Below are 21,742 nucleotides of genomic sequence, written 5' to 3'. Positions count from 1 at the left end.
TTGTTTTTAGAAAGGGTGAAGGAAAGCAATTTCCTAAAATTAAGGGCTATGATTTCTGGCAGTGACACATCTGCAAGCAGATGCTGCATAGGAGGTATTAGTGTGAATTATTAAAAACATGATTCACACCCTGATCTGTGGTAGTGCACATCTATAAGGAGATGCAGCACATAATGGGAGGATACCGGGAATGAGGCATCATGTCAGGCTGTGTAAGAAAATTTCAGCGCCGCTGTAACGGCAGAAGGAGAGGTAATTATGAAGAAAATTGTTAAGGCCATGCTTTGCGTATTGCTTGTTATAAGCCTGGCGGGGTGTAGTAAGAACAACACGGTAAGTTCCGTAAAGGAACCGGAAGTAACGGGAAGTGAAGCAGGTGAGAATCAGGCCTCCCAGGAAGAGACAGAGACAAAACCTGTGGAGCTTAAGATCTGGCATGACGGTGATGAAGCCATTATGGGGATTATCCAGACGAGCCTGAATGAAAGCTTAAAAGACAAAAAGATTACAGTTGCCTTTGAGAAAAAAGCCGGACTGACAGATCAGATCAAATTGTATGGAACAGATGCAGCAAACGGCCCGGATATGTACCTCTATGCACATGATTCCGTGGGAATGTTTGCAGAAATGGGGATACTTGCTCCCATAACAGATGTTATTGGGGATGAAAGCCTCACAGAGCTGTTACCTATGACAGTACAGGCAGGTACCTACAAAGAGAAGAAGTATCAGCTGCCGGTATATTTTGAAACCTTATTGTTCCTCTATAACAAAGACTTATGGAAGGGCGAGGTGCCAAATACTACAGAAGAGTTATACCAGTACATGAAAGAGAATACCGATACGGCAGCAGGCACTTATGCAGTAGTAAATCAGCATTCCACAGCATATAATGTCTCTCCCTTTATAAACGGCTTCGGAGGATTTATCCTTAACGCAGACGGGGAACCTGGTCTTAATAACGCGGCAACCAAGGAGGCTATTGATTATAATAAGAAATTCGCAGAGCTTCAGGCTGATGGGGATTACAATACAGTAACTACCTTGTTCAATGAAGGAAAGGCAGCAGCAATTATCGGTGGTCCCTGGCTGATATCCGGTATCAAAGAAGCCGGTATTAATCTTGGCTATAAGTCTCTGGCAGACTTTACGTTGCCTAATGGCAGGAATCTTGCTCCTTTTGCAGGAGTGCAGGGAGTATGTGTTATGAAATATGCAGCTGAGGCCAAAAAGGATGCCATTGGCGAAGTATTGAAAACACTTGCCGGCAAAGAGCTGGGAGCGGAACTTGCGAAGCAATCTAACTGTGCACCGGCCAACGTAAAGGCCTATGAGGATACAGAAGTTGCTGCCAATGAAATGGTGGTAACTATGAAAAAAACTGCTGAAACAGCCCAGCCCATGCCTAATATACCACAGCTGACAGTAATGTGGGCACCTACGGAATCTCTTCTGGCAGCGGTTAATAAGTCCGGCGAAGATCTGGATAAAGCAGCAGATAAATATCAGCAGGAAGCCTTGACTGCCATTGCTGATATGCAGTAAACAGCAATAGAAGGTTAAGACATCACTGTGCAGGAAGGAAGTTATAGAATGAAAGGAAAAAAGAAGTATCAGCCATGGCTGTATTCATCTCCGGCAATGATTCTCATTGGGATCATAATCGTATTCCCCATCCTTTATACCGGGTTTATATCACTGACTAATATGAATCTGTTTCACTGGCTGGATTACCGGGTTATTGGACTGGAGAATTTTAAGAGGGCATTGTTTAAGGTGGATTCCGGCTTTCTAAAGGCACTGTTAACTACTCTTCTCTGGACGGCAGTTAATATGGTAATACAGCTGGTACTGTCTTACTTTATCGCCTTGGGGCTAAATGCACCGGGACTTAAGTTAAGGCGGCTCTATAAGACTTTACTTATGTTTCCCTGGGCGATGCCTGCTTACGTATCCATTCTTCTGTGGCGGGTTGGTATGTTCAATACGGAATTCGGGTTATTCAACAAATTCCTGTCAGTTCTTGGACTGTCAAAGGTGAATTTTCTCTCTGAGAATATACCTGCTTTTCTATCCTGTATGATCTTAAATCTGTGGATGGCTCTTCCCTTTATGATTATGATGATTGACGGAGCCCTGCAAAGCATAGATAAGTGCTATTACGAGAGTGCAAAACTGGATGGTGCAGGGTTCTGGAAGCAGAATCTGCATATTACGATTCCCTTTATTAAGCCAATTATGGCTCCGGCCGTCATAATGACGACCTTTACTACCTTTAAGCAGTTCGATATCTTCTATCTGCTTACCATGCAAAAAGGTGCCTATACAGGAGCGACGATACAGACAATTATTACATATGCACATCAGAATGCATTTGTTTCGAACAATTACGGACTGTCTTCTGCAGTATCCATTATTATATTTGTAATTATTATTGCGCTTTCCCTTTTTACCAACAGGGGAGTGAAGGAGACCGATGAGAAGGCATTAAGGAAGAAAGGAGGGAGCGTATGACAAAGCATAAAGTACGAAAAGCAGTAGGTTATACTGTGCTTAACCTGGTTTTTATATGTTTATGTTTTTTGGGACTGATTCCAATACTCTATGCCCTCTCTCTTTCCTTAAGTTCAGGAGGCGGAGCCTTATCCTCAGAAATTACTTTTCTTCCGGGTAATCCTACCCTGGATAATTTTAAAGCCATAATAACAGAGGAGCCTTTTCTTATCTGGCTTAAGAACTCAGTGATCTTAAGTGTGGGTACAATGGTCATTGCCATGGGTGTTTCTGTTGAAGCAGCCTATGCTTTTTCCAGATTCCGATTTCCGGGGAGGGGAGGTGTGTTAAAGCTATTATTGCTTCTAAATGCTTTTCCTCAGATTCTATCTATGTTTGCTTTATTTCGGTTATTTAAGGAAATGGGACTTTTAAACAGGCATTTAGGTTTGATTCTTATCTATGCGGGTTCCATGTGTATCTTTGGAATATGGAACATGAAGGGGTATTTTGATACGATACCCCTTGAAATTGAAGAAGCCTCAAAAATAGACGGAGCTGGTAATTTAAAGCTGTTGGCAGCTGTAATACTTCCGTTGGCAAGACCTGCAATTATTGTAACCTCTGTTATGATCCTGATTTTTGTATGGAATGAGTATCTGTTTGCAACCACCTTTATGTTAAGTGAAGGAAGCTACTCTCTGGCAGGCGGCTTATATCAGTTACAGACCGGGGATTACGGCAGGAGCTGGTCCATGTTTTCAGCAGCTGCCATACTGGTATCCATTCCGATTCTTATCATTTTCTTCTTTATTCAGAAATATATGGTATCCGGTCTGACCTCCGGAGGAGTTAAGGGGTAGGCAAATGTATTATGGATAAGTAGAGGTTGAAGTAAATTTAGCCTGCTGCAATATTGCTGTGCAGAGCTCCAGGAGGTAAAGCATTTCATCTGGTTACAGATATTTAATTCTCCATGGGGCTGCCGTGGCACCCAGATTGAAAGAAACTAAACATAGAAAGGAAGCCATCGTAATTCTTTCAATTTATTATGGCTATATCCCAGGTGCGCCTGCGATAGATGGATACTGATATGAACAAAAGTGCAATCTTACATATTCCTCAGTCTCAGTATGCTTTTCCAAACAGTGAGTTTAATATGACCATTCGTTTAAGGACAGCAGCGGAAGACACAATCACCTGCAGTTTATATATAGGGGACAGGGCATGCAGTAAAAGCCCGGTGGAATTTACCCCTCTGCCTATGAAGGCTGTTGTAAAAGACGAGGTTTTTGCTTATTATGAGGCGGTATTTGATACACCTTTTAACAGGGTATGCTATTATTTCAAACTGGAGGAAGGAGAGGACTGGGTATATTATTATGCAGACAGGTTTACCAGAGATTTACCGGATATTACTCTGGAAGGCAGGCTCATTGAAGGCCGCAGTGAATATTATCAGTACCCTGTTATCCTAAGAGATGAAATACCGGAGGTTCCTGAGTGGTTTAAGGAAGCAGTGGTCTATAACATTTTTCCTGACAGCTTTGCCACTGGAAAAGAAACCTTGAATAAAAAGGAGAAACAGCTTCACTTAGAAGATGGAAACCTGTCAAAGGCTTTCCTGGGCGGGACCATACTGGGAATAAAGGAAAATGTTGATTATATTAAAGAACTGGGATTTAACTGCATCTATCTGAATCCCATCTTTACGGCAGGAGAATATCATAAATATGACCTGCTGGACTATTACCATATCGATCCATGTCTTGGCAGTGATGAAGAGTTTAAAGAGTTGGTGGAGGTAGTTCATAGTAAGGGCATGCGCATTGTTATTGACGGTGTCTTTAATCATTGCAGCTGGTATTTCTTTGCCTTTGATGACGTAGTAAGGAACGGAGAGAAATCGATATATAAAGACTGGTTTTATGACCTTACCTTTCCGGTAATAAGGCCGGAGAACGGGGAGGTACCGGGATATGCCTGCTTTGCCTATGAAAAGAAAATGCCAAAGCTTAATACCTCTAACCCTAAAGTGCAGGAGTACTTTACCGGAGTGTGCAGACATTGGCTTAAGGAATATACAGTAGATGGCTGGCGGCTGGATGTAGCCAATGAGGTGGCAAGGGATTTCTGGAGAGCTTTCCGAAAGGCTGCCAGGGAGGAGAATCCCGAGGCAGTACTAATCGGTGAGGTATGGGAAAATGCAGAAAGCTGGCTTAGGGGAGATGCCTTTGATTCTACTATGAATTATGACTTTAGGAAACATTGCAGGGAGTTTTTTGCCTTTGGCAGCAGGGATGCCTTTCAGTTTGCCGGAGATATTGGTGCAATGCTGCTTCGGTATCCCACTAATATCGCACTGGGGCAGTTGAATTTACTGGATACTCATGATGTGCCAAGATTTTTATCTCTTTGCAGACAGGATATCAGAAGGTGGAAGCTTGCCTATATCTTTCTGATGCTGTTTCCCGGAGTGCCAAGCCTGTTCTACGGAGATGAGAAGAAAATTGCCGGGATAACTGAGGCAGAATACAGAAGGCCTATGGAGTGGCAGAGCAAGGATGAGGACTTTGAAGCATTTATTAAGGAGGTTCTTTCCTTAAGAAAGAAGTATATTACCGCTGCCTCTGGATATGAGGCTGTTCAGGCGGCTAAGGGGAGCAGACTGTACTCTTTTGTTCGGAGGGGTTTAAGTTCAAGGATTCTTGTGTGCTTAAATGCCGGGGAACAGGAGGAAGCAGCAAATATTCCGGAAAATGCCGTGATATTATTGGAACATAATGTTATGGACAGAAGCAGGAACCAGGCAATTATTTCGGCTTATGGATTTGGTATCTATTTTATAGAGTAGAGTTAGAGTATTTTATTAAGTAGAAATGTTAAGAGTGGATAGGTTAGTGTGTGGTTATAGAGTGGATATTCTTAAGTAGAAATGTTAAGAGCGGATAGGTTAGTGTGTAGGTTATAGAGTGGATATAATTTAAAATGGATATGTTTAAAAAGTTGTATGTTTAAAATGTTGTATGTTTAAATGTATGTTTATAAAGTTGCATGCTATAAAGTTTATGTTATAAATACTGTATGATATAAAGTAGATAAGCAGGACTGTTGCAGGAATACAGACTTAGGATATGATTTTCTTTTGGGTACTCTTTGGCTGACAGACGATAGGATTTTATGTTGAGAGCGGACAATTAATGCGCAATTTCAACAGATAAAACCTGTCGGTGTTCAGGCAAATTGTGCGTGGGAAAAGTCCAATCCGTAAAGCTGTATTTTAGGACAGTCCTTTTTCAATGTTGCTAAAGCGGTTGAAATGAGGTAAACCATAGGTTATAATGAGTCATACAGAAAACTCAAAAGGAGTTGTGTTACTCTGACATAAAACGTAATATGATATAAAGAGCGGAGTAAAATGGTTATTTAGAAAGAGGTTAGGATGAGATACATTAATGATTTAAGAGATGGGGAAATGATTTCTGAAACCTATCTGTGCAAAACAAAGCAATCACTCAAGACGAAGGCTGGTAAGAGCTATTATTCCCTGCTGTTACAGGATAAATCCGGAACATTGGACGGTAAAGTGTGGGAGTTATCCCAAGGTATCGACCATTTTGAAAGCATGGAATACATTCACGTCGAGGGGCAGGTCGTGAATTTTCAGGGGGCAATTCAGCTTAACGTAAAGAGAGTCCGCAGAAGTCATGAAGGAGAATATGATCCGGCGGATTTTGTACCTACTTCAGGGAAAAATATTAATGAGATGTACAGTGAGCTGTTAAAATATATTAGTAAAATAAAAGATAACCACTTAAGAAAACTCTTAGAGAGCTTTTTTGTAGAGGATAATGACTTTGCGGACAGGTTTAAGAAACATTCTGCGGCTAAAAGTGTACACCATAGTTTTGTTGGCGGTCTTTTGGAGCATACTTTAGGTGTGGTGAGGCTGTGTGATTATTATGCAGACCATTATCCACTATTAAACAGGGATTTACTGGTTGCCGCAGCTATGTTCCATGATATCGGAAAGATGGAAGAGCTGTCACGCTTTCCGGAGAATGATTATACCGATGATGGTCAGCTGTTGGGACATATTTATATCGGCACGGAAGTTATCAGTGCCAGAATTAAGACAATACCGGGCTTTCCGTCTGCTTTAGCTTCTCAGTTAAAGCACTGCATCCTTGCACACCATGGTGAACTGGAATACGGTTCTCCTAAAAAACCTGCTATTATTGAAGCACTGGCACTTAACTTTGCAGACAATACGGATGCCAAGCTTCAGACTATGACGGAATTCTTAAACGGTGGAGATGAGAAAGCTACCTGGCTTGGTATGAACAGGCTGTTCGAATCCAATATCAGAAGGACAGTCTTTTAAGATGTAACGGAAGGAATAAACTGTGAAAGAAGATACTGTCTTAAAGAAAAATGAAGAGTGCACCATAACCATAGAAGATATGGGAAATGACGGAGAGGGTATTGGCAAATATCAGGGATATACCTTATTTGTTAAGAATGCTTTAGTCGGTGATACCGTTCGTGTCAGAGCAATGAAGTGCAAGAAGAATTACGGTTATGCCAGGCTTATGGAAATAATAGAACCCTCACCCTACCGGGTGGAACCTAAGTGCAGCATTGCTTATCAGTGCGGCGGCTGTACTTTGCAGCACCTGGATTATAAAGAGCAGCTTCACAGAAAACAAAAGAAAGTAACTGACTGTATTGAAAGGCTGGGAGGAATTACAGAGGGGTATACCCTTTACCCCATCATTGGAATGGAAACCCCCTATTATTACCGCAATAAGGCGCAGTTCCCGGTAAGAAAAAATAAAGACGGAAAGGTAGCCATTGGTTTCTATGCCGGTGGCACCCATTCAATTATAGATACAGAGCATTGCTGTATTCAGGCAAAGGAAAATGAGGATATTATAAGAGTTATCCGAAAATTTCTGGAGGAAGAGAATATCAGCATATACGACGAAGAGACTCATAAAGGATTGGTAAGGCATATTCTTACCCGTGTAGGTTTTGTTACCCATGAGATTATGGTCTGCCTTGTGATTAATGGTAAAGATCTGCCTGTTAAGGAGAAGTTGATAGAGAAACTTAAGGAAATACCGGGTATGAAGAGTATTTCCCTGAATGTCAACAAGGAGAAGACCAATGTCATACTAGGGGATAAGGTAATTGGGCTTTGGGACAAGTCTCTTGAGGCAGAAGGGATGGAAGAAGATAATTCTGCTATGATCCCTTATATTACTGATTATATAGGGGAAGTTAAATTTCGCATATCTCCCCTCTCTTTTTATCAGGTTAACCCTGTCCAGACTAAAGTGTTATATGAGAAGGCTCTGGAATTCGCTGAGTTAAAAGGCAATGAAACGGTTTGGGATTTGTATTGCGGAATCGGAACCATTTCTTTATTTCTGGCAGAGAAAGCAAAGCAGGTATATGGTGTTGAGATAACACCTCAGGCAATTGAAGATGCCAGGGAGAATGCAAAGCTTAACGGGATAGAGAATGCTGAATTTTTTGTTGGTGCAGCGGAAGAGGTGCTTCCGGAGAAATACCGCAAGGAGCAGATTTATGCAGAAGTTATCGTGGTGGATCCTCCCAGAAAGGGATGCGAAGAAAGCCTTCTGGATACCATTGTTGCGATGGCACCCGAGAAAGTTGTTTATGTTTCCTGTGATCCTGCCACCCTTGGAAGAGATATTAAGTATCTTAGCAGCAGGGGGTATGAACTTAAGAAGGTTCAGCCGGTAGACCAGTTCCAACATACGGTGCATGTGGAGACCGTCTGTTGTCTACAAAGGGTGAATATGTAGAAATTCTTGAATTTACGCACTTTGCGAGGGTTTTTAAGTTCACTGGGAAATCGAATTTTGGAAGAAAAAAAGAGATTTCCAATGAGATTAAAGTCTCGGTAGTTATAGAACTGGTATGAGTGGACACAAAAATATATTGTTCATAAATTTGATTGTTTCAGTAAAATAAACCATCAACAACTTCATAGGAAAAAGTCGAAAGACCGCTTGTTTTCAACATCTTTGATGTGAAAGCAGGCGGTCTTCTTTTTTTGCCGGTTTTCACATGACACCTACGATAATAGGAGGAAAGCGAAGATGAAGAAATCAAAGGAATTGTGTTCATTATGGAACAACGAACAGGAATTACAGACGGGAAACGTTAAAATCAGTGAATTGCATGAGTTTAAAGGGCATCCATTTCGGGTGGAATATGATATGCAGTTGTTTGAATTATCCAAAAGCATTGATGAAAAGGGAATATTGGTTCCGCTGAGTGTTAGACCTAATCCTGATGGAGAAGGGTATGAAATTAATGCAGGTCATAGAAGAAAAGCTGCCTGTGAATGGGCTGGTGTTGATACAGTTCCTGTCATGGTCATGCAGATGGATGATGCAGAAGCCACAATATCCATGATCGACAGTAATCTCCAACGAGAGCATATAAGACCAAGTGAAAAGGCATTTGCTTATAAGATGAAATTGGAGGCAATGAAGCAACAGGGGAAGCGAAATGATTTGTTTCAAGATGGAACTTTGTCTCCAGTGGGGACGAAGTTAGATAATCCTACTTTGGAGCTGAATCAATTGGTTTGTTCTTATGATGATTCTGGTAAATGGCAATTAGACAGTCAGCCATTAGAAAAAGAACAACCAAGAGTTCGGACGGATGAATTGTTGGCGAGACAGATTGGAGAAAGCAGAAACCAGATTGCAAGATATATTCGCCTCACCAATCTAATACCTAAGATTTTGGATATGGTAGATGAAGATAAACTGGCATTTCGTTCCGCAGTAGAACTTTCTTATCTGTCAGAAGAAGAACAGTATGAGCTTCATGCAGTTATGGAATTGGAGCAGGTGATTCCGTCTTTATCTCAAGCAAATCGAATGAAGCGGATGAGCCAGTCAGGAAAATTAGATATGGATATGCTCTATGAAATTCTTGGGGAAGAAAAACCAAATCAGAGGGAAAAGCTAAAGATTTATGCAGATTCATTAGAAGGGTATTTTCCATCTGATTTTACACCAAAACAGAAAGTCGAACTGATTGAAAGGCTGGTGAAAGAATGGAGCCTAAATCAAACCAAGACAAAAACAATGGAGAAGAAGGGCAGGTAATTATTATGAATGAAGAGAAAACATTATTTGATTCCATGGGAGTTCTTTATGAAGAACGAGAAGGATTATTTTATCCAGTAATTGCGGAGACGGAAATACAAGAGCCAATCCATGTAGGAAAGTATGGACATCTTTGGATGAATTTTATGAAAGAGAATCATCCAGATCGGTATCGTCATTTATTTCGATTTGGAAAATTAATGGCGAAAGCAACAGAGGTTGATGAGGAAGCTTATCAGATGCTGGATTCTATGACTGAGCAATATTTAAAGAGTCATCCGTTAAAATATTCCAGTTCAACCATGGAAATGTGGAGACTTCAGGAAGAAGCCAAACAAATAGCGGAAGAAGTTATATTTCAAGACATTGTAAATCAGTTTCACTAATGGGAGGGATTTTTTTGAGTGGCAACGCAAGAATAGCGGGAAATCAGAATTATTTTATGGGAATACCAAAGCAAACAGAAACTACAACAACACCAAATGGTAAAGGAGAAGAACGAATGAGAGATTATAATATGAATGGAGCTTTAATTATTGGCTGTGACCACGGTTATGGCAACATTAAGACGGCGCACTTTTGCTTCAAGGCATCCGCTGAAGCAAGTGAAACAGCGCCAATTTTTAGCAAGGATTATGTGAAATATGAAGACAAATATTATGTAATATCAGAAGGGCACAAGAGTTTTCTGGCAGACAAGATTGCAGATGATGATTATTATATTCTGACGTTGGCGGCAATTGCAAAGGAACTGGAACTTCGAGGATTGCATGAGGCAAAGATTCATCTAGCGGTAGGACTGCCTCTGAAATGGGTGAAAGCACAAAGAGAATCGTTTAAGTCTTATCTACTTCGCAATCGCTACGTGGATTTTGAATATCTGGATAAGAAATATCTGGTAGAGCTTGTAGATTGTACGGTAATGCCACAGTGCTATTCTGCGGTGGCAGAGACGTTAAAAGAATTTACTGGAATTAATATGCTTGTGGATATTGGAAATGGAACCATGAACATCATGTATCTCAATGACAGAAGAGCAATGGAGAATAAATCTTGGACGGAGAAATTTGGAGTTAATCAGTGTGCGATTCGAATTCGCAACAAAGTTCTGGATGAAACAGGCACCAATCTTATGGATGATGTGATTGAGCGTTTTCTAAGAACGGGAGTAACAAAAGTAGATGAACCTTATAATTCTTTGATCATAAATGCAGCAGCAGAGTATGTGGCTGAAATATTTGCTAAGCTAAAAGATTTTGAATATAACGACAAGCTTATGAATCTGCATATTATGGGTGGTGGTTATAAGTTGGTGGAAACCGTTGGAGAGTATAATCCAGATAAAACATTCTTTATCACAGATATCTGTGCAACGGCAAAAGGGTACGAGTATTACTGTTATATGGGACTTCGCAGACAAAACCAGAATCGTTAATCAGAAAGGTTTCTGATAGATTGATATGGTTAATATCTTGTGAGAAAGGAGTTTTCAATGATTAGAAATACGAATATCCGATTCTATGAGGAAGAAGAGGAAGATAAAAGGGCATGGGAAATCTTACATGCTCTTGATAAGAAGGAATTCAAGTCTCAGAGTAAATTCGTTGTGCTTGCTATACTAGATTATTATGAGAAATGCATAAGACAGGAGCAAGATCCATACTTTGAGACAAGGGAAAAAGAAGATGCTTTTTCTAACAGAATCGTAAAGTCAGTGGAAGAGAGGGTGCTTAGTAATCTTCCAGCTCTGATCGGGAATTATGTGATGTGTATACAACAGATTCCCTTTCAGAATGGTGTTACTGTAGGACAGCCAGCGGTAGTAAATTCTACAGCAATATTTCCTACAACAATTGCTACTGGTGTAATAAATCCATCGGGAGAAAAAGTAGGAAGTGATTCTGATGATTTGAGTAAAGAATCAGATTTTGAAATTGAGGAAAACGAATTCCTTGATTTTGGAATGATGGAATAGGTTTGGTTACAAAAGTGTTACCAGAAATGGAAGAATGGCTACATTAGGTGTTCATTTTGGTAGCAGATATTTTAAGGAAAGATAATAGAGCGGATATGGTTACAAATGGATATAGATTTGTAGCCATATTTCATATATTGGGTGCAAAAGAGACAGAAGGCAAATTTCATGCTGATCTGTCTTTTTTTGCGCCTTTTTTATAGAGGATGGCTGTAAATATACCAGGGTCTTAGGGATGGAATCCCTAACAAGATAAGGGTGCGTCAGTGCCCGACAGGATTTCGCAATGCGAAATCCGTATCTTGCAAAAAATCTCAGCACTTATCTTTAGGTTGAGAAAAGTGTTCAGGTTGTAAAGCACGTAAACAATTATTTCAAGAAGGAGAATACAATTATGGGAAAGATAAAAGTAGGTATGGCAAGACAGAATAGGACAATTCGATTATCGGAATCGGAACTACAGAAATTAGTAGATGGGGCAAAGTCGGCTGGCATGTCAGAAAGTGAATATGTCAGACACTTAATTATGCATGGTGGTGTTGACGCAGATTATATTCATAACAGACAGAATATTATTAGACAGATAACAGGAGTTGCTACGAATGTAAATCAGACTGCAAAGTGGGCGAATGAAAGTAAATATATTCCACAGAGCAGAATTGATCAGATGTGTATGCAATTAGGCGTGATTTTAGGTTTGTTAAAGGAGTTGATTCAGTTATGGCGATAACCAAAATTATGAATATAGGAGCTGGAAAGAAGGGGAAAATCACAAATCATCTGAAACATGCTTTGGATTATATTATGAATGAATCCAAGACAGAAAGTGGCGTTCTAGTTGGTGGATGGAATTGTGTTCCAAAGTTTGCTTTTGAACAGATGGTTGGAACCAAAGAATTATATGGAAAGATGGGAGGAAGGCAGGGATATCATTTTGTGATATCCTGTCCTCCGGGCGAAGGAACACCGGAGCAGTTATTAGAACTCATGAGGGAGTTTGCACAGAAGTTTTTGGGCGATGACTTTGAAGCAGTGTATAGCATTCACTCTGATAAGGAGCATTGTCATGGGCATTTGGTCTTTAACAGTGTGAATATGGATACGGGTAAGAAATACGAATATAAGAAGGGAGACTGGAAACATCAGATCCAGCCGATTACCAATCGCTTATGTGAGAAATATGGTCTTTCTATAATGCCTGCGGAGTACAGCAAACATCCAGTGAATATGAATCGAAAGCAGTGGGAAAAGGAACGGTCTTGGGGTGAATTTATTGAAGATGATGTGAAATATTGTCGTGGTGTAGCAGGTGATTATGAGCATTTTCTTTATTTGTTAGAGGAATTAGGATACGTCTTAAAACAAGGTGCTCATCTGGCTATTAAAGCAGATAAAATGAGACGATTTCGGAGATTAGATACTATTAGTGAAGAATTTTCCAACGAAAATCTGCAAGAGTTTTTTGAAAAAGGAAGATATCAATATGAATCACCAGGAGTATTAACACCAGATGTTAAATATCTGCCAAAGCCAAAGAATTCTTATCAACAGAAATTCTATGGAAAGATTTATCGAATGCGTGTGGTGGAGAAATGCCGATTTCAATATAATTCTGCTCAGTATAAGGAAGACTTGGAGCGGATGCATATGCTACAGGAGGAATATTTATTTCTTTGTCGAAAAGATGTGAAGAATATTATGGATATAGCAGGGATTATAGGATTAGCTAAGTATGATTTGGAAAGGCTGACAGAGAAACAGAAATCTTTGTATCTGGATCGAGCAGAGTTTAAGAGAAAGTTAACACGTAATCATGGTTGGGATTCTATTATATCTACAGAACCAGAATATCGGAAGAAACTGGATGACATCAAACTGGAAAAGAAGAGACTACAGAAAGAAATCAAAATTGGAAATCGTTGCCTGAAAGAAGTACTTTATGTTGGGCTTTTTGTTCCAGAGAGTGTTGAGATTGGAAATGTGTATGATGTGAAGGTGCCTAAAAAGCCTTGGTATTTGAGGAAAGAGGAAAAGAAGGTTCTTGATGAGAAGCGAAATGGTAAGGTCAATGTTGCGGAAAGTAAGGATTGTTCTGAGTTTGCAAATTGGAGCGTGGATGATAGTTGTGAGCCTATTACAGATAATAAGGAACAGACATATATTGTAGATAATGTTGAAGAAGTGGCAATTACTGAGGAAGTCGTTTTAGTTCTTGAGGATTCTTATGAGATACCAGATAATAAGTCTGAAATGCTAGGGAACGTGGACGAATCAGTTGAGGCAGAAGATTACACAAAGGCTGTCACAAGAGAAATCTATGAATCCATGACAGATAAAGAAAAGGCTGAATGGATTGGAATTGATAGTAATGATATGCTTGTTTCTATTAAACAATTCCATGAAAAACTTAAGTCAATTGGAATTACGTATCAGTATATTTCTGATGAAACAGAAGAGTATTGTAGACTGGAAGAAGCAATTAAGAAAAACAGTGAACCAAGCTGGTATTATCGAAATCAAGATAAAAGAAGATAAGGAGCGCATCTGCTTACGGGAAAGTAAGATTAGCCGCCGCGCTAATCTTAGTAACAGTTGATTGGGTTGTCACATCACTTGTTTTTGTCATAATAACCTTTCTCTCTGCGCTGACTGAAACAACGCAAGTGCAAATTAATAAAGTTGCAAGAAATTTTCTGACGGCTAATCGGACTTTCCCCAAGAGAGTCTTTGCCCCTCCCGTAAGCAGATGTATAAATACAGTTTATCACAGATTCATAGAGTAGGACTATGGAAAATTGTAAGAATATAGTTTCGAGAAATCAAAATTGCATTTGTAATTACGAAATAAGTTTGATACAATATTATTTAGTGGATTTTAATGTTTTTTGTAAAACATGGAGGAAAATAAATGTCTGAAAAACAAATAAAAATCAGTTACAAACCGTTGTGGAGATTATTGCTTGAAAGAGACATGACAAAGGTGGATTTAAGGAAAAAAACTCAAATTGCTCCGAGTACATTTACTAAAATGTCAAATAATGAGCAGGTATCTTTGGATATTCTGGCAAGGATATGTTTGGAACTTAAATGTGGATTTGATGATATTGTTGAGATAAGTTCTGAAAATGGGACAGGTAAAACCGTATAATTGATTAGTAATGTAAAATTGTTCGAAATATATCTTAATAAATGAGATAAAAAAGTTAGAAAAACATAGATAATCAGCAGAAAGGAAAAGCTTATGGGAAAGAGAGACTTATCGGAAGAAGATATAAAGGCAAGATACATAACGCCAGCAATTACAGACGCTGGATGGGATATAAAGAAACAAGTTCGTTTAGAATACGCATTTACCGCGGGTAGAATTATATTAAGAGGAAATGTTACCGCCAGAGGTTCGAAGAAAAGGGCTGATTATGTTCTGTTTTATAAGGCGAATTTTCCGTTGGCAATTATCGAAGCAAAAGACAATAATCATCCAGTTGGAGCAGGATTACAACAAGCGATTGAATATGCAAAAGCTTTAGATATTTATTATGTCTATGCTTCTAATGGAGATGGATTTGTAGAACAAAATCTGATTACAGGAGAAGTGAAAACCCTTTCATTAGAGGATCTTCCTTCACCGGAAGAATTATATCAAAGATATTGCAAAGATAAAAATGTTGACGCAAATGAAGAAAAGGCATTGTTGGAGCCATACTACTATGTTCCAGGATATAAGACGCCAAGATATTATCAGAGAATTGCAATTAATCGAACAGTGGATGCTGTTGCAAGTGGGAAAGACAGAGCACTCCTAGTCTGTGCTACTGGAACAGGAAAGACTTTTATGGCATTTCAGATTATTTATCGATTATGGAAAGCTGGCATTAAAAAGAAAATTCTATTCCTTGCAGACCGCAATGTGTTGGTAGATCAGACCATATCAGGAGATTTTAAACCTTTTGGCGGAAAGATGACAAAGGTAACAAATAAAAAACTGGATAGCTCCTATGAAATATATCTGGCATTGTATCAGCAGTTATCAGGAGAGGATGGAGAAGAAACATATCTTCAATTTCAGCCTAATTTCTTTGATTTAATTGTTATTGACGAATGTCATCGTGGAAGTGCTAAGGAAGAGTCTGCATGGAGAAAGATTTTAGATTATTTTTCTTCGGCTACACAGGTTGGTTGTACTGCAACACCGATTGAAACAAAAGAGGCATCCAGCCAGACTTACTTTGGAGAAGCTATTTATGAGTATTCACTTAAGCAGGGAATTGACGATGGATTTTTAGCCCCTTATAAAGTGATTCGTGTAGGGCTTGATAAAGACTTAGAAGGATATCGTCCTGAGGGTGGGAAACTCGATGATAATGGTTATGAAATAGAAGACAGAGAGTATAATGTCAAAGATTATGACAGAACCTTAGTTATCGAACGACGTACGAAAGTGATTGCTGCTAAGATTACAGAGTTTTTAAAGAAGACAGATCGTTTTAGTAAGACTATTGTTTTCTGCGTAGACATTGAGCATGCAGAACGTATGAGGCAGGCACTTATTAATGAGAATAAGGATTTGTATAAACAGAATGATAAATATATCATGCGTATTACTGGTGATAATGATGAGGGAAAATCCCAACTAGAATACTTCATTGATGAAGAAAGTACGTATCCTGTTATTGCAGTAACAAGTAAGCTTATGACAACAGGTGTTGATGCAAAAATGTGTAAACTGATTGTGCTGGATAATAACATCAACAGTATGACGGAATTTAAGCAAATTATTGGTCGTGGAACCAGACTTCTTGAAGACTATGGAAAAACGTATTTTACAATTATGGATTTTAGAAATGCCAGCAGATTATTTGCAGATCCAGCTTTTGATGGAGACCCAGAAGTTGTAATTGATATACCAGGTGACGTAGAAATTCCAACTGGGAATGAAGATGGTGAAAAACCAGATAATACAGAAGGTACAGATAGTAATTCAGGCGGAAGTGGTTCTGGTAGCGATGGAGGTTTTGACGATGATGATAGACCTAAGAAATATTATGTAGGGGATGTGTGCGTAAAAGTATTGTCGGAGAGAGTTCAATATGTGGATAGAGATGGGAAGCTGATAACAGAAAGCCTGATTGATTACACAAAAAAGAATATCTTACAACAGTATGCAAGGTTAGATGATTTCTTGAAACGATGGACAGAGGCTCAAAAGAAACAGGCAATTATTGATGAATTAAAGGATGAAGGTGTGCTGTTAGATGCAGTAAGAGAAGAAACTGGTAAAGCAGAACTGGATGACTTTGATTTGATATGTCATCTCGCCTATGACAAAGCACCATTAACGAAAATTGAAAGAGCAAATAATGTGAAGAAACGTCATTATTTGTATAAATACTCTGAGTTAGCACAGCAGATATTAGGTACCCTGCTTGATAAGTATGCCAATGAGGGGATTAAGGAAATCGAAGAAACCAAAGTGTTACAGCTTCAGGAATTTTCCAAGTATGGAAGTCCAATGAAGATTGTTAAAGAATTTGGTGGAAAAGAAGCCTACCAAAAAGCAATAAAAGAATTAGAAGACGAAATTTATACAGCATAAAAATCAGCAAGATCGGCTTGTTAAGAAAGTAGGATAAAAATGGCTATAACTAATTTTGTGAAAAGAATACAGGATGTAATGAGAAACGATGCAGGTGTAAATGGAGATGCACAGAGAATTGAGCAGATTGTATGGATTCTTTTCCTTAAAATATATGATGCAAAAGAGGAAGAATGGGAACTGGTAAATGAGAAATATTCCTCGATTATTCCAGAAGAATGCAAGTGGAGAAACTGGGCAGTGGATGAAAAAGATGGAGAAGCCTTGACTGGTGATGCTATTCTGAACTTTGTGAATAACACCCTATTCCCAATCCTTAAAAATCTTGAGATTGATGATGAAACTCCTATGAATCAGGTCATTGTAAAATATGCTTTTGAAGATGCTAATAACTATATGAAAGATGGAGTGTTACTCCGTCAGGTTGTAAATATCATTGATGAAATAGATTTTACGGAATATGAAGAAAGACATGCATTTGGAACAATTTATGAATCCTTTTTAAAAGATTTGCAGAGTGCAGGAAATGCAGGTGAATTCTATACACCAAGAGCAGTCACGGATTTTATGGTAGAAGTAATCAAACCAAAGCTAGGCGAAAAAGTAGCTGACTTTGCCTGTGGGACAGGTGGATTTCTTGTATCTGCATTAAATGCTTTAGAAAAGCAGGTGGGGAATTCGCTTGAAAACAGAGAAATCTATAATAACTCCATCTATGGCGTAGAGAAAAAAGGGTTGCCACATATCCTTTGTGTTACGAATATGTTATTACATGACATTGACAATCCAGATATCATACATGGAAATACACTGGAAACAGATTATAAAGAATATAGACGTATGGAGCAGTTTGATATTGTTCTTATGAATCCTCCATATGGTGGAAATGAAAAAGAAAGTGTAAAAGCAAATTTTCCAAGTGATTTGAGAAGTTCTGAAACTGCGGATCTGTTTATTGATATTATTATGTTCCGTTTAAAGAAGAATGGTAGATGTGCCATTATTCTTCCTGATGGATTTTTATTTGGAACGGATAATGCAAAAGTGAATATTAAGAAAAAGTTATTGGGTGAATTCAATCTGCATACGATCGTTCGCTTGCCTCATAGTGTGTTTGCGCCTTATACGTCTATTACAACGAACATATTATTCTTCGATAATACACACCCAACAGAAGAAACATGGTTCTATCGTTTGGACATGCCAGATGGGTATAAGAACTTCTCGAAAACAAAGCCAATGAAGTTGGAGCATTTTGGTTCTGCGATTGAATGGTGGGATAATCGTGAAGAAATTGAAGTGGATGGATTCCCAAAAGCAAAGAAGTACACTGTAGAAGATATTGAAAATTTGGGATATAACTTAGATTTATGTGGGTTTCCACATGAGGAAGAGGAAATCTTAGACCCAATGGACTTGATTCGTGAATATCAGGAAAAAAGAGCTTCTTTGAATGCTGAAATTGACCATGTGTTAGAGAAGATTACTTCTATGCTTGGAGGTAATTAGGATGACAGCACAAGATTTGAAAAATAGTATTTTACAGTTGGCGATTCAGGGGAAGTTGGTAGAACAGAGAGCAGAAGAGGGCACTGCAAAGGAATTATTAGAGCAGATAAAGACTGAGAAGGAACGCCTGATAAACGAAAAGAAAATAAAGAAAGAAAAGCCATTATCAGAGATAACAGAGGATGAGATTCCTTTTGAGATTCCGGAGAGTTGGGAATGGGTAAGACTTAATGAAATTTACAATTTCATTGATTATAGAGGTAAAACGCCAAACAAAATTGATGAAGGAGTAGTACTTATAACAGCTTCAAATGTTAGGAAGGGATATCTGGATTTTTCAAAATCTGATTTTATATCAGAAAATGAATATAAAGAAAGAATGACTAGGGGAATAACACGTAAGGGAGATTTACTATTCACAACAGAAGCACCATTAGGATATGTTGCTGTAAATACAATAGAAATTGCTAGTTGCGGACAGCGTGTGATTACATTTCAACAATATGGTGTGAATGTGTTTTGTAATGAGTTAATGTGCTATTTTATACAATCACCATTTTTTCAAAATGAATTATTAGTTAAGGCGACTGGAACTACTGCAAAAGGTATTAAAGCAGAGAAACTTAAGTATTTGTTAATACCAGTTCCACCACTTGAAGAACAACAACGTATTATAGCGAAGATAGAAGATATTCTGCCTTATATAGAACAATATGATAAAGCATATAGCAAGTTAGAAGTATTTAATAAGAAGTTCCCAGAAGATATGCAGAAATCCATACTGCAATATGCAATCCAAGGAAAATTAGTAGAGCAACGACAAGAAGAAGGAACTGCGGAAGAATTATATGAGCAGATTCAAGCGGAAAAGGAAAGACTCATCAAGGAAGGAAAAATTAAGAAAGAAAAACCTTTGAGTGAATTTACTGAGGAAGAGATACCGTATGAGATTCCCGATAGTTGGAAGTGGGTAAAATTAGGAGATGTTTTTCAAATAAATCCTAGAAATAGTATAGAGGACAAAATTGAAGTATCATTTATTCCAATGACGTTACTTCAAGAAGGATATGTAAGTAAATTTACCTTTGAAATAAAGAAATGGGGAGACGTTAAAAAAGGATTTACGCATTTTAAAGATAATGACATTATTTTTGCGAAAATCACACCGTGCTTTCAAAATTTAAAATCGGCAATTATGGAGAACTTGAAAAATGGTTATGGGGCAGGAACTACGGAGTTACATGTGTTAAGGTGCTATAAGATGCTCAGTTTAGAATATTTTCTATGGTTTGTAAAAAGTCCCTACTTTATGTCATTTTGTGAAGCGAATATGTCGGGAACGGCAGGACAACAACGTGTTGGAACAGACATAGTGAAGAATGTATTACTTCCATTACCACCATTAGAAGAGCAAAAACGAATTGTGTATGTCATAGAAAAATATTTTCCATTTTGCCAACAATTAAGAAAGTAGTAATTGAAGTAAAAAAAGTGAAAGAAAGGAGAATTAAAATATGGCTGACTTTTTGAATCTTAAAATAAGTAAAGAATTTAGAGATGCAATAAATGATTCTCCTATTTTTTCGGAAGACGATTCATATAAAGAGCATTTTAACCTAGCCTGTGCAGTAATGGATCGATTAGATACATGTGTAAGATACTTAAATGGGCATGACGCTTACCCAAAAAGTGAAGAGGATTTTCTTACGTTTTTAATGTTTTCTTGTATGCTTGTAGATGCGGTTAATAATATTTTGAAAGATATTGGTGTTTATACAAAGAATAATGGAAATCAATATTTTAAAGAGACCTGCATGAAATATCCATTGAATTTGAATGAAGAAAATTGCCCAAGTGATGATAAATTCTTTGAATACTTCAGAGCACTAACATTTGCACATCCATTTGAAACAAGTAGACCTAAATTTTTAGAAAAGGGAGAAGTACAATTTTCACCTTGGGTTATTGTAAATCCACATGTGATTTCTAAAATTCCGGATCCGATTGGCGTACGTATTTATTCAAATAAGCATGATGAGATAATGGACTTAAAGCTGTCGTTTAGTGTTTTGAAGGATTATCTAAAATCTCGCTACGAACCATTGGCTTTAGCAACTGGGTGGGCGAGAAATTCAATAGATATAGAAAAGAATAAATGGAAGAAACAAAAAATAAATAGAAATAATCCTTCGATTGAAGTATTTAGAGAAATAGTAGAAATGCTAAAGTCTCGATATGAAGAAACATATCAGATAGAGGAGATAATTTTGTATTTGGAATGTGAAAGTTCGATTGCAGAAAACAATTCTGTGGTTGAGTTTTATAAAAAAACAATAGTTAGTTTATTGCCCGAAATTTGTAATTCTATAGAAGAACTGGATTATGAAGCAATGTATAATATTTTGGAACAAATTATGCATAAGAGACCTTCCAGAATGCATAAGATGGCGCATTATGAGCTGGAAAAAATATTTTCGTATTTAGAGGAAGGTGGTTATGGTGATAATTATAACTGGGGATTAGAACAAGCAAAGAATTTTTCAGAAGGATTTGCAAAAAAGTGGGTGAAAATTGAACCATACAACATGTCTAGTACAGAGATAAAATTGTTGGTTAGAATAGCCTGTTACCTGGAATCTATTGAAGAAAATAGAAATGAAGCAAGTATTATTGATATGTAGAAATGAGGAAACTAGTATGGCAGACATAAAATATGAGATTGTAGAAGAAATCGGCGTACTATCTGAAAATGCAAAAGGGTGGAGAAAAGAGCTCAATCTGATTAGCTGGAATGATGGATCTCCTAAGTACGATATTCGTGACTGGGCTCCAGAACATGAAAAGATGGGAAAAGGTACAACTTTGACAAAAGAGGAAGTTTTGAAGTTGAAGGAGATTTTAAATACAATTAATTAACTCAAACTTCGCACTTGAATAAGTGCCTATGCACCTTGAAAATTCAATAATAACTGGCATAAAAATAGCATGAAACCGCTGGTTTTGTTATAATTAAGTTAC

At 38.1% G+C, this 21,742-nt stretch carries 18 protein-coding genes; all 18 read left to right on the top strand.

The window, feature by feature from the left end:
* The first annotated feature begins 258 nt into the window (after positions 1 to 258).
* Positions 259 to 1,545, top strand: a complete 1,287-nt coding sequence (locus BR73_RS0100730; protein ID WP_242860599.1) for an extracellular solute-binding protein — start codon at positions 259 to 261, stop codon at positions 1,543 to 1,545.
* A gap of 48 nt (positions 1,546 to 1,593) precedes the next feature.
* Positions 1,594 to 2,514, top strand: coding sequence for a sugar ABC transporter permease (locus tag BR73_RS0100725; protein ID WP_051684871.1), 921 nt, complete (start codon positions 1,594 to 1,596; stop codon positions 2,512 to 2,514).
* The gene (locus tag BR73_RS0100720) at positions 2,511 to 3,356 is read left to right on the top strand and encodes an ABC transporter permease subunit (RefSeq protein ID WP_033163988.1); all 846 of its coding nucleotides are present in this window, start codon (positions 2,511 to 2,513) and stop codon (positions 3,354 to 3,356) included. The genes BR73_RS0100725 and BR73_RS0100720 overlap by 4 nt, the downstream gene beginning before the upstream one ends.
* Positions 3,357 to 3,586: 230 nt before the next feature.
* Positions 3,587 to 5,347: a glycoside hydrolase family 13 protein gene (locus BR73_RS0100715; protein WP_033163987.1), complete on the top strand. Its 1,761-nt coding sequence runs from the start codon at positions 3,587 to 3,589 to the stop codon at positions 5,345 to 5,347.
* A 588-nt stretch (positions 5,348 to 5,935) separates the two neighbouring features.
* Entirely contained in the window at positions 5,936 to 6,877 is a 942-nt protein-coding gene (locus BR73_RS0100710) for an HD domain-containing protein (protein WP_033163986.1), read from the top strand.
* 22 nt (positions 6,878 to 6,899) lie between these two features.
* Positions 6,900 to 8,327 carry a 23S rRNA (uracil(1939)-C(5))-methyltransferase RlmD gene (gene rlmD, locus BR73_RS0100705; RefSeq protein WP_033163985.1) on the top strand — a complete coding sequence of 476 codons (1,428 nt, stop codon included), beginning with the start codon at positions 6,900 to 6,902 and terminating at the stop codon, positions 8,325 to 8,327.
* 297 nt (positions 8,328 to 8,624) lie between these two features.
* The gene (locus BR73_RS0100700) at positions 8,625 to 9,647 is read left to right on the top strand and encodes a ParB/RepB/Spo0J family partition protein (RefSeq protein ID WP_051684870.1); all 1,023 of its coding nucleotides are present in this window, start codon (positions 8,625 to 8,627) and stop codon (positions 9,645 to 9,647) included.
* Between the two features lie 5 nt (positions 9,648 to 9,652).
* On the top strand, positions 9,653 to 10,033 hold the full coding sequence (locus BR73_RS0100695) for a TnpV protein (RefSeq protein ID WP_033163984.1): 381 nt from the start codon (positions 9,653 to 9,655) through the stop codon (positions 10,031 to 10,033).
* 14 nt (positions 10,034 to 10,047) lie between these two features.
* Positions 10,048 to 11,082 carry a ParM/StbA family protein gene (locus tag BR73_RS0100690; RefSeq protein ID WP_242860598.1) on the top strand — a complete coding sequence of 345 codons (1,035 nt, stop codon included), beginning with the start codon at positions 10,048 to 10,050 and terminating at the stop codon, positions 11,080 to 11,082.
* 57 nt (positions 11,083 to 11,139) lie between these two features.
* Positions 11,140 to 11,622, top strand: a complete 483-nt coding sequence (locus BR73_RS29025; protein WP_197032607.1) for a hypothetical protein — start codon at positions 11,140 to 11,142, stop codon at positions 11,620 to 11,622.
* Positions 11,623 to 12,016: 394 nt separating this feature from the next.
* Entirely contained in the window at positions 12,017 to 12,352 is a 336-nt protein-coding gene (gene mobC, locus BR73_RS0100680) for a plasmid mobilization relaxosome protein MobC (RefSeq protein ID WP_051684869.1), read from the top strand.
* Complete coding sequence (locus BR73_RS26970) at positions 12,343 to 14,157, top strand: relaxase/mobilization nuclease domain-containing protein (RefSeq protein ID WP_051684868.1); 1,815 nt, start codon at positions 12,343 to 12,345, stop codon at positions 14,155 to 14,157. Before mobC ends, BR73_RS26970 begins: the two co-directional genes overlap by 10 nt.
* Before the next feature lie 373 nt (positions 14,158 to 14,530).
* On the top strand, positions 14,531 to 14,770 hold the full coding sequence (locus BR73_RS0100670) for a helix-turn-helix transcriptional regulator (protein ID WP_081848483.1): 240 nt from the start codon (positions 14,531 to 14,533) through the stop codon (positions 14,768 to 14,770).
* A gap of 93 nt (positions 14,771 to 14,863) precedes the next feature.
* On the top strand, positions 14,864 to 17,215 hold the full coding sequence (locus tag BR73_RS0100665; RefSeq protein ID WP_033163983.1) for a DEAD/DEAH box helicase family protein: 2,352 nt from the start codon (positions 14,864 to 14,866) through the stop codon (positions 17,213 to 17,215).
* A gap of 39 nt (positions 17,216 to 17,254) precedes the next feature.
* The gene (locus tag BR73_RS0100660; RefSeq protein ID WP_033163982.1) at positions 17,255 to 18,724 is read left to right on the top strand and encodes a class I SAM-dependent DNA methyltransferase; all 1,470 of its coding nucleotides are present in this window, start codon (positions 17,255 to 17,257) and stop codon (positions 18,722 to 18,724) included.
* Between the two features lies 1 nt (position 18,725).
* A complete protein-coding gene (locus BR73_RS0100655; protein WP_033163981.1) occupies positions 18,726 to 20,198 on the top strand; it encodes a restriction endonuclease subunit S in 1,473 nt (490 codons plus the stop codon).
* Positions 20,199 to 20,238: 40 nt separating this feature from the next.
* Complete coding sequence (locus BR73_RS0100650; RefSeq protein WP_033163980.1) at positions 20,239 to 21,405, top strand: hypothetical protein; 1,167 nt, start codon at positions 20,239 to 20,241, stop codon at positions 21,403 to 21,405.
* Between the two features lie 16 nt (positions 21,406 to 21,421).
* Positions 21,422 to 21,640, top strand: a complete 219-nt coding sequence (locus BR73_RS0100645; RefSeq protein ID WP_033163979.1) for a YdbC family protein — start codon at positions 21,422 to 21,424, stop codon at positions 21,638 to 21,640.
* The last annotated feature ends 102 nt before the right edge of the window (positions 21,641 to 21,742 follow it).

Source organism: Clostridium sp. KNHs205 (assembly GCF_000702945.1).
Classification (GTDB): domain Bacteria; phylum Bacillota; class Clostridia; order Lachnospirales; family Lachnospiraceae; genus Anaerocolumna.
This window is presented reverse-complemented; position numbering and strand designations above follow the sequence as displayed.

What these genes read in the sequence shown, in the direction of transcription:
- BR73_RS0100730 (WP_242860599.1), top strand. Translation starts at nt 259, where the DNA reads ATGAAGAAAATTGTTAAGGCCATGCTTTGCGTATTGCTTGTTATAAGC.
- BR73_RS0100725 (WP_051684871.1), top strand. Translation starts at nt 1,594, where the DNA reads ATGAAAGGAAAAAAGAAGTATCAGCCATGGCTGTATTCATCTCCGGCA.
- BR73_RS0100720 (WP_033163988.1), top strand. Translation starts at nt 2,511, where the DNA reads ATGACAAAGCATAAAGTACGAAAAGCAGTAGGTTATACTGTGCTTAAC.
- BR73_RS0100715 (WP_033163987.1), top strand. Translation starts at nt 3,587, where the DNA reads ATGAACAAAAGTGCAATCTTACATATTCCTCAGTCTCAGTATGCTTTT.
- BR73_RS0100710 (WP_033163986.1), top strand. Translation starts at nt 5,936, where the DNA reads ATGAGATACATTAATGATTTAAGAGATGGGGAAATGATTTCTGAAACC.
- BR73_RS0100700 (WP_051684870.1), top strand. Translation starts at nt 8,625, where the DNA reads ATGAAGAAATCAAAGGAATTGTGTTCATTATGGAACAACGAACAGGAA.
- BR73_RS0100695 (WP_033163984.1), top strand. Translation starts at nt 9,653, where the DNA reads ATGAATGAAGAGAAAACATTATTTGATTCCATGGGAGTTCTTTATGAA.
- BR73_RS29025 (WP_197032607.1), top strand. Translation starts at nt 11,140, where the DNA reads ATGATTAGAAATACGAATATCCGATTCTATGAGGAAGAAGAGGAAGAT.
- mobC (WP_051684869.1), top strand. Translation starts at nt 12,017, where the DNA reads ATGGGAAAGATAAAAGTAGGTATGGCAAGACAGAATAGGACAATTCGA.
- BR73_RS26970 (WP_051684868.1), top strand. Translation starts at nt 12,343, where the DNA reads ATGGCGATAACCAAAATTATGAATATAGGAGCTGGAAAGAAGGGGAAA.
- BR73_RS0100670 (WP_081848483.1), top strand. Translation starts at nt 14,531, where the DNA reads ATGTCTGAAAAACAAATAAAAATCAGTTACAAACCGTTGTGGAGATTA.
- BR73_RS0100665 (WP_033163983.1), top strand. Translation starts at nt 14,864, where the DNA reads ATGGGAAAGAGAGACTTATCGGAAGAAGATATAAAGGCAAGATACATA.
- BR73_RS0100660 (WP_033163982.1), top strand. Translation starts at nt 17,255, where the DNA reads ATGGCTATAACTAATTTTGTGAAAAGAATACAGGATGTAATGAGAAAC.
- BR73_RS0100655 (WP_033163981.1), top strand. Translation starts at nt 18,726, where the DNA reads ATGACAGCACAAGATTTGAAAAATAGTATTTTACAGTTGGCGATTCAG.
- BR73_RS0100650 (WP_033163980.1), top strand. Translation starts at nt 20,239, where the DNA reads ATGGCTGACTTTTTGAATCTTAAAATAAGTAAAGAATTTAGAGATGCA.
- BR73_RS0100645 (WP_033163979.1), top strand. Translation starts at nt 21,422, where the DNA reads ATGGCAGACATAAAATATGAGATTGTAGAAGAAATCGGCGTACTATCT.